Genomic DNA, 15,440 nt, shown 5'->3' on the forward strand with positions numbered 1-15,440 from the left:
TCAGCTTGAAAAGTTACAGAAATCACAAAAATAAACCCAGCAAATGCTGGGTTTATTAGATTCTATGGGCCGATAAACCTACTCTGTGACGATTCTAATACCCGGAATAATCTGTTGTGCTTTTTTGCCTTGACGTTTAAGCCAGAAATAAAACACCAGTAACGCCAGCATAAAGAAGCCTATCCACGCCGAAGACTGCATTGGATGTTCAGTAAAGGTTGCACCTTGATACACCACTGTTGCTGTGCCGTATGCCAGTGCAAAGGTCCATAATGCCGCAAACCTAGCCCACTTAACACCAAACTCATTCACCAATGCACCCATAGCCGCCACACAAGGGGTATAGAGCAAGATAAACAGTAGATATGAGAATGCTGCAAGCTGACCGCTAAATCCTGCTTGTAGCGCGCTAAAGGTGGACTTATCAACGCCCTGCTCTTCAGCTGCAAGATCAATGCTTTCTACGTTACCCACTGACATGGATAAAGGGTCATCAGGGGCGATACCAAATAAGTTCACAGGAATAGTCGCTAGCGCTTCTGCAAAGCTTTCTCCCAATGGAGTCAACTCTGTATCTTGGCCGCCCACTGGGCTGTATAAACTGTTTAAGGTACCAACCACGGCTTCTTTAGCAAAAATACCTGTGATGATCCCAACGGTTGCAGGCCAATTATCTTGCTCAATCCCCATGGGGGCAAATAAAGGCGTCACCTTTTGACTTGCCACACTCAATAATGAGGCTTGGCTGTCTTCATGACCGAAGCTGCCATCAAGACCTATTGCATTGATGAAATTAAGGAAAGTCACTACTAGCACAATCGTCTTACCTGCACCTAAAATAAAACTCTTAGTCCGCTTCGCCGTGCGAGCCAATACAGCCTTTATCTTAGGAAGTTCATAGCTGGGTAGCTCCATTACGACGGCGCTGCTGGTGCCAGGTAATACCGTACTACGCAGCAGCAAACCTGTACCAATAGCGGCGAAAATACCTATGATATACAGCAAAAATACAAGGTTTTGACCCGATTCAGGAAAGAATGCGGCAGCAAACAAGGCGTACACAGGTAAGCGGGCACCACAAGACATGAAAGGCGCCATCATACCTGTGACAATCCGCTCACGCTCACTGCCTAAGGTGCGTGTAGCCATAATCGCAGGTACGGAGCAGCCAAATCCGACTATCATGGGAACGAACGCTTTACCAGGAAGTCCGATGCGGCGCATCAAACCATCCACAACAAACGCCGCTCTTGAAAGGTAACCTGAAGCCTCTAACACAGACAAAGCTAAGAATAAGGCCGCAATGACAGGAATAAAGGTCGCAACAGTTTGTACTCCTTGCCCGAGGCCGCCAGCTAGAATCGTCACTAGCCAATCGGGAGAGCCCATGCTGCTAAGCAGTGCACCGAAGTGATCGACAAAAATAGCGCCCGCGCTGATATCGAAGAAATCAATAAAGGCACTGCCCACATTGATGCTGAACATAAACATCAAATACATGATAAATAGGAATACTGGAATGCCCAAAATGGGATGCAGAGCAAGGTTATCGAGTTTATCGCTCAACCTAAGTACTGTGCCACGTTTTACCGCTTGCTCAAAAACCGTCTCAACAAAATCAAAACGTGTGGTGGCCAGCGAGATTTCCAAGTCACTATCATGAGCACTCGTCTTAGTACCACACTGATCTTGGCTACGATTGAGTGTATTCGAATCACCATTTTTCTCATCAATGCTCACCGGACGACAGCTATCCTGACCACTGGCAAGTAGGGCTAAAGCGCGGCCACGATTTAAGCTATTATCATGAACCTGAAGTTGGCTGATGGCAGCTTCTATGCTCGATGCATAATTAAGCATGAGTGGTTTTACAGCTACGGTCGCTGTTAATAAGTGAGATACTTGAGCCTGTACTAAGCGGACATCTTCTTGCTCACGAGAACACACAGCTATCACAGGGCAGCCAAGAACGGTCTCCATCGCTGCGATATCAATTTCAATGCCGAGTTTATTCGCGGCATCAATTTTATTCAGCACCAGCACCATAGGCAGGCCAAGCTCTCGCAGCTGAATGGTAAGATAAAGGTGGCGTTCAATATTGGTCGCATCGACAAGATTTATAATGCCATCGATACGATCATTGGCAAGAAACTGCTGAGCAATCTGCTCATCTAAAGAACAGTCGCAATTGTTACCCGCAGGGAGCAAGTCGTAAATGCCAGGCAAGTCAGTCAAAAAAACTTGGGTATCGTCTAATGTAAAGGTCCCTGTTTTCTTCTCAACAGTGACGCCAGCCCAATTACCTACTTGTTGGTTCGAGCCTGTAAGGGCATTAAACAGTGTCGATTTTCCTGCATTAGGGTTACCAACAGTAACGCAATGAAATTGCTTAGTCATGAGTTACTACTACCTCGATAATATCTGCTAATTCTTGGCGCATACACAGTTTAGTGCCACGTAAATCTAGTTCTACACCTGTGCCCATAGGGGCACGGCGTACCATAGAAAATTTAGTGTTGGGCGTGATCCCCATAGACAATAATTTACGTTTCACGGTTTGTGGCAGGATTAACTGACCAATCTGAGCTATGATAGCTTGATCGCCTGGGCTAAGTTCACTGAGTTTCATCAAGCTGTTACCTTGCATGCAGTGTGTAAAAAAACGGTGTGATTCTAGCTTAACTTAAATTCTATGAATACTGGCTAGATCAAATTATCAACTGGTAACGATAATAGTTTTCAATTGTGTTTCCTATTATGTGATAAATACCGCAGATAATATAGAGCTAAAGCCACTTTTTACAGTCGAAAGTCGAACTAAAGTCTGTCTGTTTAACAGCCTTCACAGGACTCGAGGGTTCTCATGACTATTCTGATAAGCAAATGCTAAACTCTCTCTTTAACCAATAACCCAAAAAAAAATCATCTGACCATGACTCACCGATTTTGCTATTCTCTCTTAATAGACCTTCTTGCTTAAAACCGCACTTAATCATCACGTTGGCAGAGCCAGTATTTCTGACATCACAAAATCCAATATACTTGTGTATATCAAAGGCAAGCGCTCCCCAGTCTATAACACACTGCAGCGCTTCAGTGGCGTAGCCTTTACCTTGATACTTTGACGACAATAAATAACCCACTTCAGCGCGTTTAAGCATCAAATCAACACAATGAAAACCGCTGAAGCCAACAAATTCACCAGTACTCAGTTCTTCAATCACTAAGGTTAACCAAGCCCCAGACTCAAATACCCAAGGCAAGAGTCTTTGTTCAAACTTAGTTCTTATTTCCTCACTTGATTCCACCTGGCGTACAAAAATGTTGATTTCGCTATCTTGGTTAATGGCAAGGAAATTCGCCCAATCCGATGAGGTTAGGCTTCTTAATCTTAACCGTTCTGAATAAAGCGCTATCATCTTCACTCCTTAGTGAATAAAAAATGGCAGCCAAGGCTGCCATTTTATATTCGCCTTAGCTGTATTAGCCTCTTTGAGTCACTTCTAATAAGTGGTAGCCAAATTGAGTTTTTACAGGGCCTTGCACTTCGTTTAGTGGAGCACTAAAGACAACCGCATCAAATTCTTGCACCATCATGCCAGGACCGAATGAGCCCAAGTTACCGCCCTCGGCAGCCGATGGACAAGATGAATGCTCACGAGCAATTTGTGCAAAATCTGCACCCGCAATAATTTGTTGCTTTAAGTCTTCACACTCAACCTGAGTGCTCACTAAAAGATGACGCGCCGTTGCTTGAACCATGTTTTACTCCTAACAATATTACTGATAAAAAATATTTTTATATGGCCACTACGACCAGTGTACTTATACTATTGAGCTTACTTAGCTAATTCGGCTTTCACCCACCGACCGACTTTCTGCTCCATAACAGCCATGGGCAATGAACCGCTAGTCAAAATTTGGTCGTGAAAAGCTTTAATATCAAATTTTTCGCCAAGCTTAGCTTCGGCTTCAGCTCTTAATTTTAGTATGGTGAGCTGACCTACCTTGTAAGAAAGCGCCTGACCGGGGATTGCCATATAACGCTCGACTTCTGCCACTATGTCAGTTTCAGCCATTGGGGAATTGTCTTTCATATATTGAATTGCTTGCTCACGGCTCCACCCCTTAGCATGAAGACCCGTGTCCACTACTAAACGCATGGCACGAAGCATTTCGTCAGAAAGCTTACCAAAGTACTGATAAGGATCGCTAAACAGCCCCATTTCCATGCCTAAGTACTCGGCATAAAGTGCCCAGCCTTCCTCAAATGCCGTGTAACCTTGAAAACGTTGGAATTCAGGTACAGATTCCAACTCTTGCTTGATAGCTATTTGAAAATGGTGCCCTGGCGCGGCTTCATGCAATGACAGTGTCGTCATGCCCCATTTAGGTTGTGCCTTTAAATTGTAAGTGTTGATATAAAACACCCCAGGGCGCGAGCCATCTACAGCTGGTGATTCATAAGAGGCGCCCGCGGCCGATTTCTCACGAAAATCTTCAACTGGCTTGACCACATAATCCGCTTTTGGCATGACATTAAAATACGCCGGCAAAACGGCATTAATTTTGTCTTTAAGCCCCATATAACCGTCAACTAGGTCTTGTCTGTCACTAAAAAAGAATTTGTCGTTAGAAGATAATTCGTTGAAGAATGCGGCTAAATCGCCTTTAAAGCCGACTTGTTCACGTACTTTATCCATTTCAGTTAAAATTCGTGCCACTTCACTAAGGCCCATCTGATGGATTTCTTCCACTGGCATAGTCGTCGTGGTGTGTTTGTTGGCTAAATGCTGATACCAAGCTTTTCCGTTAGGCAGTCCCCACCAACCATCGCTGGCACGCGCATTGGCAGAATAGGTGGTCTTGAAATAATCACGCAGCCCAGTCAAAGCCGGCAATAACTTGCCGTTGATCATGGCCTGAAAATCGGCAGTTAATTTGGCTTTGTCTTCTGCGGTAAATTCAACAGGCAGTTGATTGATTGGTGCATAATATAGGCTTTGTTTTGCATCATTAACCAATTGCGAATCAAGCTGTGGAATGATCCTATCGACCAGTACTTTCGGCAACACCACCTTACTGGCGATGGCTTCATTCATCCGCTGCTGAGCCAATGCTATCCACTCAACAAACCCTTCGAGGCGCGACAACCAATTTTGATAATCTTCAACTGTGGCAAATGGTTGTGCACTTTCGCCACTCCCCAACTGGATCATAGTGATAAGGTTACTGTAGAACTGATTTATAGGAATAAAACGCTCAGGAAAGGTTTCATTCACTAATTCAATTTTTCTGTCGTACACAAACATATCATGACTTAGTTTCAGATCATCGGGCAGTGTTGCCACATCTATGTCCATAGCCTTAGCCAGATAGCGCGTATTCAGCTCGTGACGCGCCTTAAGGTATGCCTCAGTTAAATCGCCGCCGAATTCACTGTTGTGGTCATTAACCCCCACAAAAGTGGCGTAGATTGGCTCGAGTGCTAAATAGTCTTTAAAGAAGCTATCAGCTAAGGCTTGGTACTGAGCAGAGCTTGATATTTCAGCTTGCGCTTGAGACGATTCGGCCGCCAAAGTCGGATTGTTTTCAGGGGCTTTTGAGCAGGCCTGGACGTTAAACAAGCTGGCAATAGTCAAAGCAATTACGGCTTTTTTCATTATTATTTTCTTCCTTTGCAAAATCGTTTCTATACTTAGATCTGAACGCTAATGGGAGTATCGCTATGATCTATTCATTTCGTAACTCAGGTTTTAGAGATCCTGAGACAGGTGTTTACAATCAAACTTATTTTATGGAGGTATTTAATCGAGAATGGCATCGTCACCAAAGAGATAATCAAACATTGGCATTGTTATTTTTGTGCCCACATATACATGAAACTATAAAACAAGATCATTTACTCGAATTGTTTACTCATCAAATACAACAAGCATTATTAAGGACAACTGATCTCTTGGCAAGGATAGACACGACTCATTTTGCCTTAGGTTTGTTTAATGTAGACAGTGAAGGAACCCAAGTTGTGCTAGAGAGAATAGCTAAACAAATCGATGAGTTTATGATTAAGCATGGTAGAGACCATAATTTCACCATAAATTACAAGTTAGCTGCAGGGATATGCACCCCAACTCAGGATAAAAAAATAGAAACCCTGTTCAAAAATGTTGAACAATTATCAATGGAATTAGAAAACAGCCAAGACACACGGCACGCCTTACTCCAGCTCCATTAAGCTAGATATAGTATGAGAGCTTTACTATCAGATTATTCAATCTATCTGAACCCGTAAAACAAAAAAGCCCCTTTTCAGGGGCTTTGTTATTTCGACATAAACGCTTATATCAAGATCACAAAGATATGTTATATATCCGAGCTTTCTCTTTTATATAAGCAATATAGCTGTTGGCACTACGTTCAGTTTTCTTGTCTTTAGCAGCAAGAACGGCTCTCTGGTATGCAGCTTTGTATTTCTTTTGACTCAAATAAGCCAATGCCAATTCAAATTGCGCTTCACCAGGGTGCTTAAGACCCGCATCCAATGCCTTTTTAAGTGCTGGAATGGCTGCAGAGTAATTCTCATCTAAAGATAATAAACGACCTTGCTTTAAGTATAATTCACCATCGCGGCCTAAAACAGCAGCTTTACCATAATAATGAGCAGCTTGTTTAAACTCTTTCGCATTCTGGAAAAAACCGGCCAGAGTCGAAAGTGTTTTTTCAGATTCTTTAATTAAACCTGATTTCATATGCTTCTCATAAATGACTGCTGCTTTATAAGGTGATCCTTTTTGCGCCAATAACTGCGATAACCGCGTAATGTTACTGTCAGTCTCAAGGAAACCATTCTTATAAGATAAGTCATAGGTCGCTAAGGCTTTATCATAGTCTTCTGTCATCAGATAAAACTGAGCTAGCTGAACCCAAAGGCGTTTATCGTCTTGGAACAAGGGCACCATAACCTCAAGAACCTTAACTGCATCTTTATACTTCTTTTGATTGAAGTATGCAGTTAATTTCATTTGGTAAAGGCTTTTATCAGGCTCAGTAGATAAAGATAATCCTTTATCTGCAACCTGCAGCACCTTGTTCCAATCCTTAAGCTCGCTATAGGCAATACCGATACGACGATAAGTCTGTGCATCTGACTTACAGGTAAATTCCATCCACTTATAGTAGTAAGGAATAGATTCTTTAAACTGCTTCTCTTGAAGTAATAAATCAGCATAAAGACGCATGGTACCTGCGTGGTCTACACCACCTAAAATATCAGCTTCTACAGCAGTTTTAAGGTACTTAACTGCAGTTTTCATCTGACCTTTTTCGGCATAAAAGTTGCCAAGCATACGATCGACATAGGCTTTGTCAAAACCGCCTTTAGGATTGACTTCAAGCAAAAGGCCTATGGCGTTATCCAGTTCACCATTAGTGTAAGCCTCAAAAGACTTCTGCACCTTTTTACCGACACTTTCGCCGACGGCTTTAGACTGACGTTTATCAATTTCACAATTTGCAGCAGCAAACGCGCTGGATGACACAAATGCGCCACCACAAAGAGAGAGTATTAGTACGCTAGCAATTTGGTTAACTTTGCGCATTATCTACCTCCGTCTTTATTAAGACTGAAATCAAGCTGTACAGTCATGCCTGGCTGACGAATGGCTTTACCATCGACAATTTTTGGCTTGTACTTCCACTTTCTTAAGGCGCGAATAGCATCACGGTCAAACACACGTTTAGGATCGGCTTTAATGACAGACACATCATCAACACCACCTAACTCGTTAATCGTAAAGCTCAACTGCACCCAACCTTCTTTGCCATCACGAGCGGCTGCAATCGGGTACTGAGGTTCGATACGCACGATAGGTGTAGCATCGCCGTCTCGAGTCATCATATTACCCAGTTTAAAGCCAGTGCTAACACCACCAGACTGTAAACCACCCATATTGAAAGACATGTTAGTGTCTATACTGGATGATGTTTCAGGCGGAGTGGTATCCGGCTTTGGTGGCTGCTCAGGCGGTGGGGGTGGCTTAGGTGTCACCCTTGGTTTCTTCTGTGCTTTCGAATCCTGTTTATCCATAGTAATTTCGATAACAGGGGTCTCTGTAGAGTCGGCGTTGCGAGTCGCACCGCCGCCTACTAAGAACGCCATAAAAGCGAACAGACCAAAAGTCACAGCAGCACCAATTAAGATTGATACTAGTGCTCTTAGCATATTAATCGTTCCCCGCCGATACAGAAATTTTATCGATACCCGCCGCTTTCACTTCATCAAGCACTTTAACAACTAAGCCATGTTGCGCTTCTTTGTCTGCCTGGATAAGTACCGCAGCTTCAGGTGATTCAGCTAACATACGTTCAACGTTTGCTGTCACACGCTCAATATCAACTTGACGATTTTCCATCATAATGACACCAGTTTTACTGACGCCGATGAAAATATTAGCCGAAGGTTTAGACGTAGCCTGTGACGCTTTAGGCTTGTTGTAGTCTAAGCCTGATGGCTTAACAAATGATGTCGTTACAATGAAGAAGATCAGCATGATAAACACGATGTCTAACATCGGGGTCATATCAATTTGCGCTTCCTCATCCATACTGGAGTGCTTCTTACGTGCCATGTTCAATCTCTCTCTAGTGGTGAGGCATGCTGTCTTTAAGCTTTTCTAAACTGATTTTCATTTTTGCATCAAGGCGGGTGCTAAAGAACACACCCGATAATGCCGCAACCATTCCAGCCATTGTCGGCATGGTTGCCATTGAAATACCAGCCGCCATCAAACGAGCATTACTCGTCCCTTGAACTGCCATCACGTCAAATACTGAAATCATACCCGTTACTGTACCCAACAAACCTATCATTGGACATATAGCAACTAAAGTTTTGACTAACAACATACGTGCAGTTAAATCTTGCTTAGCCTGGGACACCCAAGCTTCACGGATGCGGTGTGCGTGCCAAGAGGTTGTTTCCTCTCTCGACTCCCACGCTGAGACTATTGCTTTATGTTGCGTTGGTGATATCCAATTGAGATACCAATAACGCTCGAGCATTAACACCCACATAAGGAATAGTACTGCCGCAACCAACCAGAGGACATCGCCTCCGGAGGCCATGAAGCCCCTGACGGAATCCCAAATATCCATCAGGATTAGCATCATTAGTTAGCCCTCTTCTCAGCATGCTCGGCAATAATACCAGCACTTTGCTCTTCGAGAACTTGGACGATTGATTTACTACGAGCAACAACAATAGCATGCAATAACATTAATGGAAGAGCAGCGATTAGACCCTGTACCGTAGTAACAAGCGCCATAGAAATACCACCTGCCATCAACTTAGGATCGCCAGTACCAAATAACTGAATGGATTGGAATGTCGCAATCATACCGGTCACAGTACCAAGAAGACCCATCATAGGTGCGATAGCTGCTAATACCTTAATGATAGAAATACGAGCTTCTAGCGCAGGCGTTTCTTTTAGGATAGCTTCATCAAGTTTCAACTCTAATGTTTCAACATCAACATCTTTGTTGTTTTGATAAACTTTAAGAATACGGCCTAAGGCGTTGTTACCTGGATTATCGATGTTCTTACGTTGGCTGTTCACCTTGCCACCAATGATGGTCAAAGTCACAAGACGTTCTAACGCAATTAATGCGCCTAGAGCCAACAAGGCAATAATGATATAACCAATTGGTCCACCGGCTTCGATACGGTCTTCGATGCTAGCCTTGTTAGTGAATATGTTCAGTAACACACCACGCGCAGGGTCAACATAGAATGGAGCTACACCAGTAGAGATGTCTTCCCATGAACCCACAGCACTTACTTGGTAGCCATCAGGTTGTTGTGATAGCTGTTGAACTAAATTCAACTCAGGTTTGTACACAACATACTTACCATTTGCTGTTAAGTTAAACGGGCCGACACGGTGAATAGTCGTTTCAACAACATTACCGTCGATGTCAGTTACAGAACCTTGGAATTTAACCACTTTCGCAGATTCAACCATTTCGAACAGTTGAGCTTCCCAGAATTTCTCTAATTCTTCTATTTTCGGTAATTGCTTACGTGCACCCAGTTCGGCGATGAACGCATCACGGCCGGGGAACTGAGCACTGGTATTTGAAGCGGCTAGTTTACCTGCGAAATCACCGGCTTCACCTTTAACAACACCAAACATCTCACCCAAGTCACCCTGAGCTGTTTTTAAGTCTTCTTCTAACTGAGCTAATTTACGCTCGTTGTCCAAGAAGGCTTGGTTTAAATCTTTACCGCGTTGTCTTTCTGCAGCTAAAGCATTTTTCTCACGCTTTAATAATGCCGCTTTGTCACCGCGCTCATTTTGAAATTCCCTCTCACGCTTAGCGTTGGTTTTACTATCGTTAGCGCGATCGACTTGAACCTGCTTAAGCAGTTGATCAATGCTCTTTGGCGCATCAGCAGCTGAAACCATGGCTGATAGAGAGAAACTGGCAGCTAGCACAGCTGTAGTAATTAACTTCTTCATTATTGTGCAGTCTCCGCAGCTGGAATTGGTAATGCGAACAGATCTAGAGCGCCTTGCTTACGTGCAATACGAATACCTTTAGTTAGATCACGTAAATAGCTATCTTCTAACTCATTCCATGTTTGAGATTCAGCATCAAACATCCAAGCTGTTTTTTGATCTAAGCTTTGCGCGTATAATGCGATGCGGCCTAAATGGAAAAAATCAACTAAGACTTCCTTGCCATTTAATGCAAGTTTACCCGTCTCAACAGCAACGAAGTTACCGTATTCACGCTCGATGCTGTAGGCATCTAAGATCAGGCGGTATTTTTCAGCCAATGTCACTTCAGCTGTGTTTAGTACTGTTTTAAGATTCTCAACGCGTTCTGTACGCACTTGGGTGTTAAACGGTAAATCCAATTTAACAAACTGCTCCAACGCATCGACCATCTTAAACATTAAAGGCACTACGCCTTGACGAAGTTTATCAACGCCGTTGATGTCACCTTGGATTAGTTGCATTGAATTTTCTTGGTCAGCGACCAAACCTGCAACGTAATCATTATAAGATTTTAGTGACTCACGCTCATCAGCAACACTGCCGTATTCAAACTGCATGTCTTGCGCTTGATCATAGTATTTGTCAACTTTCTGCTGCGACGCCGCTGCTTCAGCATGAATTCTGCTATCAGCCTTTTGCACGTCGGTAAGAGGATCTGCAACTACTAAGTTGCTGCCAGCTAATGCCAGCGCGCCAACCAGTGCAGTAGCGATTTTAGTTCTATTGCTTACCTTGGACATAGTTCCCAACCAATTTGATGTGAATTAAAAAGCTTAACCAATACAAAACATTGATATCCATAGAATATGAAACGTCAATGACATCGTCTGGCATGTCTTTATCTTGTGATTGTTTGTTTTCTTCCCTTTTCTGCGCCTAAAGAGGCACAGACCCGCTGGCATCATTCCACAAAATGTTGACCTGTGTCAACATTTCAAACATCGGGAACCACTGAAATATGCGTACTTGTTACTACAGCCAGAGTAGAAATTATTATCATCAATTTTAGTATCTCTTTTTAGACGAATAATTATACTTTTACTTGAACAGAAATATCCTGAAAAACTAATGTGAAATGCTATTTCATAAAAGCAACCCTATAGCTTTAGCATATAAGTCAAAATTTATTCATGACCAAATTCATTTGAAGATAATGAACAACTTACTCAGTCTTAGTAACTCGATAACGTTTTAAGCTTTTCTTATGTAATCTGAGATCGGTTTAAGCCCTGTCCGGCCCAAAAAAGTTGCCCGCTAACAACTCAGCACTAAGCATGTGACAAGTTCGTAACTCTATCCCGTGGTGTTTTTCTGTATGCCATAGAGCTTGGTCAACATGATCTTTTCTATGAGGCTTTGACGATCTTGGTCTGGCAAGTCATCACATCTAGGGTGACTAATGCCCTCGCATATCAAGCATCTTAATCAGCTCAGGAATAGCTGTTATCTCACTGCTTTTATTTTCTGTTTTTAACTGACCGTTGTCTGAAGCGTATACGCTGATCATATGAATGGTACTGTACCTGTCTTCTCGGTTATATGATCCCGTCGCTTTTTACCCTCAATGGGCGATATTAACCAATAAATTAATCTAATCGGCATTATGAGTGTCATTAATTTAAAATTCATAAAAAATCGCTAGTGAATTGCTTCACTAGCGATTTTAATTTTTAACTCATTAACACCATACAACATTAAGTATTCTGCAGTATGGCGTTATGTCGTATTTAGAACTTTTGAGTTAAACGCAATACGTAAGAACTGCCGAACAAGCGATATGTTGTTGGATCTGTACTCGCATTGGCACCATTATCGATATAAACAGGCTCTTCGTTTGTAATGTTAGTTAGACCTAACGAAACGCGAGTTCCTGTATCGAAGCTATATGCAAAAGCAAGATCATGATAAAGCTGAGCATCGATTTTTTGCTTATAACCTTGAGCTTCCCAGAACGTTGTCGCTGCAGTAGTATCACCGATGTATTCAGCAGAATAGCTTACAGAAAGATCATTCCAGTAATAATCTAAGCTGAAGTTGATTTTATCTTCCGCGAATGTTTCTTGTAAGCTGAAATCATAAGTGCCTACCATATCACGTGGTTCAGCACCTAGATAATCAATGTCTTCTCTTTCTAATAGGTGTGTCCAGCCTAGGAAGGCACTGAAATCACCAATTTCAGTTGACATTTTATAGCTAACTTCAGTGTCAATACCAGCTGCTGTACGCTCAGCTAAGTTACGATTAATAGTATAAACCGCTTCTATAGAACCATTTGACTTACGCGTAATGTTATTACACTCAGTTGCATTCAAAGCTGTGTAACATAAATCTAGAGCATTGGCTGCTGATAAAGAATCGATTACGTCTTCAAGCTGAATTTTCCAGTAATCCACTGTGACATTCAAACCGTCAACAAACTCAGGTGAATAAGATACACCTAGAGTAACCGTATCACCTGTTTCAGGCTTAAGGTCTTGTTCGCCACCAACTCTTGCTCTTAACTGAGAGTCAGCTTGAATAGCGCCGCCAGTAGGAACACCTTGAGCGGCACAAATTGCCTGACCAGCGGCACTTAAGCCACCAATTTTACCTGTATTACATGGATCTTGAGTCGTTGGGAAACTATCAGCAATACCGGCGTACAATTCATTAATTGACGGAGCTCTGAACACTTCACCGTAAGTACCACGGACTAATAAACCATCGATCGGCATCCACTTAATTCCAGACTGGAACGTAGTATTGCCACCGAATGAACTAAAGTTATCGTAGCGAGCACCCATTTTAAGCTCTAGTAACTCAGCACCTGTCACACCAGAAAGTAATGGCATGTTTATTTCAGTGAACAAAGAGTTAACCTGGTATGCACCAGAGACTCCGGCACCAGTATTACCGGTAGCTTCATCTTTTTGTTTAGCTGAATCAGGCGTGTTTACGAATTCTTCACGACGATATTCATAACCAATAGCGGCACCTACAGTACCGGCATCCAGTTCAAAAAGATCACCAGCGACGGCAGCCGTGAACACATCTTGACGGCTACGACTTGTATCGACTAAATCCGCACCGATATAATCAAGCATATCTTGAGTAATAGTACCTGGTCCGCCAAACAAGTTTAAAGGAACACAACCTGCAATTGGCTTATCAGGAGTACCACATACCATATTACCCTGAGAATCTTTAAATGAAGCACCTAAAGCATTCGCTACGTTAGGACCGAACCATTGACCTTTATCGGTATCTGTACGGGTTCTGTAACCCATGTTGTAGCTTGCATCCCATGTCCAATTATCATTAATCTCACCTTTTAGGCCGTTAACAAATTGGAATTGTAATACATCTTGTTCGAATGTACGGTTATCTTCAACAACACGACGTGAAACTCGAGTAAGATCTTCACCAAATGGGTTATACACGTTATCTTTTGACACGCCATTTGCATAAGTTTGAAGGCCAGTTTCTTTGTTCAGCGCTGGAGTACCATCAGCATTTCTTAATGCGACTGAGTAACCAGGATCATTATTGGTATCAAACGGCATTGGCGCTAACTTTTGTGAAGATTCACGGTAGTTAACACGTAGCTCATTGAAGTATTCTAGAGAATCATTGATCTCATACTGAGTTTCAATGAACGCATTCCACTTCTTATAAGGTGTTTGTAAAAAGTTTACTGGCGCATAGTTATAAGAATCGTTGGCAGGATCAGACCAGCTACCGTTATATTGTTTGAAGTGTGATGGATCAGTTCCAGCTACTCCATCTAATTTTGTGTAAGAGCCTTTTGAACGAGTAGCACTATCTTTATTAAAATAGAAGTTACCATTTGGAACACGAGATGAACCGAAGCCTGAGACAGTCTTACCAACTTGGAAGCCCATATCATCGTAATAGTTGCCTTCACAGAAAGCACAATCTACTGCATCAGCATCTGTGATGTAATAGGTGTTTTGCATAAAGAACCAAGGAGTGTCACTTTGTAAAATTTTCTCTTGATCACTGTAATCAAAACCTGCAACAACGTTACCGCCATCAAAATTCTTACCAGCAACAAAAGACACTGTGTTTTCTTTACCTGAATCAGTCTCAAACGAATCTTTAGTCTGTGCAGTAACTTCTACGCCTTCAAAATCATTACGTGTAATAATGTTAACAACACCAGAAACAGCATCAGCACCATAGACTGCTGAAGCGCCATCTTTTAATATTTCAACGCGCTTAATCATAGATGATGGAATAGTCTGGAAATCACCACCATCAACAGTACGACGGCCATTGACCAGTACTAAAGTACGGACAGAACCCAAGCCACGTAAGTTAACTTGTACAGAACCATTACCACCGTTGTTGGTCGTAGTACCGATAGGTGAACCCGACATTGCCGGTAAACGTTGAATTAAGCTACCAACATCTGTGATACCCATTTTAATCATATCATCACGATCGATGACTGTAACTGGGTTTGCACCTTCGATATCGGTTTGCTTAATGCGTGAACCTGTCACTTCAATACGCTCAACTTTTGCGCCTTCATCAGCAGCAAAAACGGTTGGAGCAGTAAAAGCAGCAGCAGTTGCACCACTGATCAATGCAAAGCGCACTGATTTAGCGAGTAAATTCTTGTTCATTGTTTAACTCCCTGGACATTTAAGTCTTTATTATAATTCCAACTTTTTTCGGTTGGTTCGATAATGGCCTAAGCAACCGCTCAAGCCAAACATCAATCTCACGCAATAAAAACACACTTTAAACACATTTTCAACAAACAAGGCTATTTTTTTGACACAACCCATTTGCGAAAGAGCAAAAAAACACCACTCTTCACTGTAACCTGCATCTTTATGTTAAATAATGATGACAAAATGAGCCGCGAGG

General features: G+C 42.4%; 13 protein-coding genes and 1 pseudogene. 1 reads left to right on the forward strand and 13 read right to left on the reverse strand.

The genetic code is table 11. The annotated features are described in order from the left end of the window. Positions 1-78 precede the first annotated feature (78 nt). From feoB to SDEN_RS12550, 5 genes are all read right to left on the reverse strand, one after another. Positions 79-2,397 (reverse strand): Fe(2+) transporter permease subunit FeoB, encoded by a 2,319-nt coding sequence (feoB, locus tag SDEN_RS12530; RefSeq protein WP_011496845.1) that lies wholly within the window; start codon positions 2,395-2,397, stop codon positions 79-81. After that, positions 2,390-2,629: a FeoA family protein gene (locus SDEN_RS12535; protein ID WP_011496846.1), complete on the reverse strand. Its 240-nt coding sequence runs from the start codon at positions 2,627-2,629 to the stop codon at positions 2,390-2,392. Before SDEN_RS12535 ends, feoB begins: the two co-directional genes overlap by 8 nt. Before the next feature lie 238 nt (positions 2,630-2,867). After that, positions 2,868-3,419, reverse strand: coding sequence for a GNAT family N-acetyltransferase (locus SDEN_RS12540; protein ID WP_011496847.1), 552 nt, complete (start codon positions 3,417-3,419; stop codon positions 2,868-2,870). A 64-nt stretch (positions 3,420-3,483) separates the two neighbouring features. Further along, positions 3,484-3,762 carry a peptidylprolyl isomerase gene (locus SDEN_RS12545; RefSeq protein WP_011496848.1) on the reverse strand — a complete coding sequence of 93 codons (279 nt, stop codon included), beginning with the start codon at positions 3,760-3,762 and terminating at the stop codon, positions 3,484-3,486. 77 nt (positions 3,763-3,839) lie between these two features. Beyond that, complete coding sequence (locus SDEN_RS12550) at positions 3,840-5,663, reverse strand: DUF885 domain-containing protein (RefSeq protein WP_011496849.1); 1,824 nt, start codon at positions 5,661-5,663, stop codon at positions 3,840-3,842. A gap of 65 nt (positions 5,664-5,728) precedes the next feature. Here SDEN_RS12550 and SDEN_RS12555 point away from each other — a divergent pair, with 65 nt between their 5' ends. Then, positions 5,729-6,238: a diguanylate cyclase domain-containing protein gene (locus SDEN_RS12555; RefSeq protein ID WP_011496850.1), complete on the forward strand. Its 510-nt coding sequence runs from the start codon at positions 5,729-5,731 to the stop codon at positions 6,236-6,238. Positions 6,239-6,353: 115 nt separating this feature from the next. Here the strand turns inward: SDEN_RS12555 and SDEN_RS12560 are convergent, their stop codons facing one another. The 8 genes and pseudogenes from SDEN_RS12560 to SDEN_RS12590 form a co-directional block, all read right to left on the reverse strand. Beyond that, positions 6,354-7,601, reverse strand: a complete 1,248-nt coding sequence (locus SDEN_RS12560) for a tetratricopeptide repeat protein (RefSeq protein WP_011496851.1) — start codon at positions 7,599-7,601, stop codon at positions 6,354-6,356. Further along, positions 7,601-8,224 carry an energy transducer TonB gene (locus SDEN_RS12565; RefSeq protein WP_011496852.1) on the reverse strand — a complete coding sequence of 208 codons (624 nt, stop codon included), beginning with the start codon at positions 8,222-8,224 and terminating at the stop codon, positions 7,601-7,603. Before SDEN_RS12565 ends, SDEN_RS12560 begins: the two co-directional genes overlap by 1 nt. 1 nt (position 8,225) lies before the next feature. Further along, positions 8,226-8,630 (reverse strand): ExbD/TolR family protein, encoded by a 405-nt coding sequence (locus tag SDEN_RS12570; RefSeq protein WP_011496853.1) that lies wholly within the window; start codon positions 8,628-8,630, stop codon positions 8,226-8,228. Positions 8,631-8,643: 13 nt separating this feature from the next. Continuing rightward, entirely contained in the window at positions 8,644-9,171 is a 528-nt protein-coding gene (locus tag SDEN_RS12575; RefSeq protein ID WP_011496854.1) for a MotA/TolQ/ExbB proton channel family protein, read from the reverse strand. Beyond that, entirely contained in the window at positions 9,171-10,523 is a 1,353-nt protein-coding gene (locus SDEN_RS12580) for a MotA/TolQ/ExbB proton channel family protein (protein ID WP_011496855.1), read from the reverse strand. The genes SDEN_RS12575 and SDEN_RS12580 overlap by 1 nt, the downstream gene beginning before the upstream one ends. Next, entirely contained in the window at positions 10,523-11,305 is a 783-nt protein-coding gene (locus SDEN_RS12585; protein WP_011496856.1) for a DUF3450 domain-containing protein, read from the reverse strand. The genes SDEN_RS12580 and SDEN_RS12585 overlap by 1 nt, the downstream gene beginning before the upstream one ends. Before the next feature lie 615 nt (positions 11,306-11,920). Further along, positions 11,921-12,111 (reverse strand): annotated as a pseudogene (locus SDEN_RS21050) (ISAs1 family transposase); the annotation flags it as partial. Between the two features lie 181 nt (positions 12,112-12,292). Next, positions 12,293-15,193, reverse strand: coding sequence for a TonB-dependent receptor domain-containing protein (locus tag SDEN_RS12590; protein ID WP_011496858.1), 2,901 nt, complete (start codon positions 15,191-15,193; stop codon positions 12,293-12,295). Positions 15,194-15,440: the final 247 nt, after the last annotated feature.

Source organism: Shewanella denitrificans OS217 (genome assembly GCF_000013765.1).
GTDB classification, from domain to species: domain Bacteria; phylum Pseudomonadota; class Gammaproteobacteria; order Enterobacterales; family Shewanellaceae; genus Shewanella; species Shewanella denitrificans.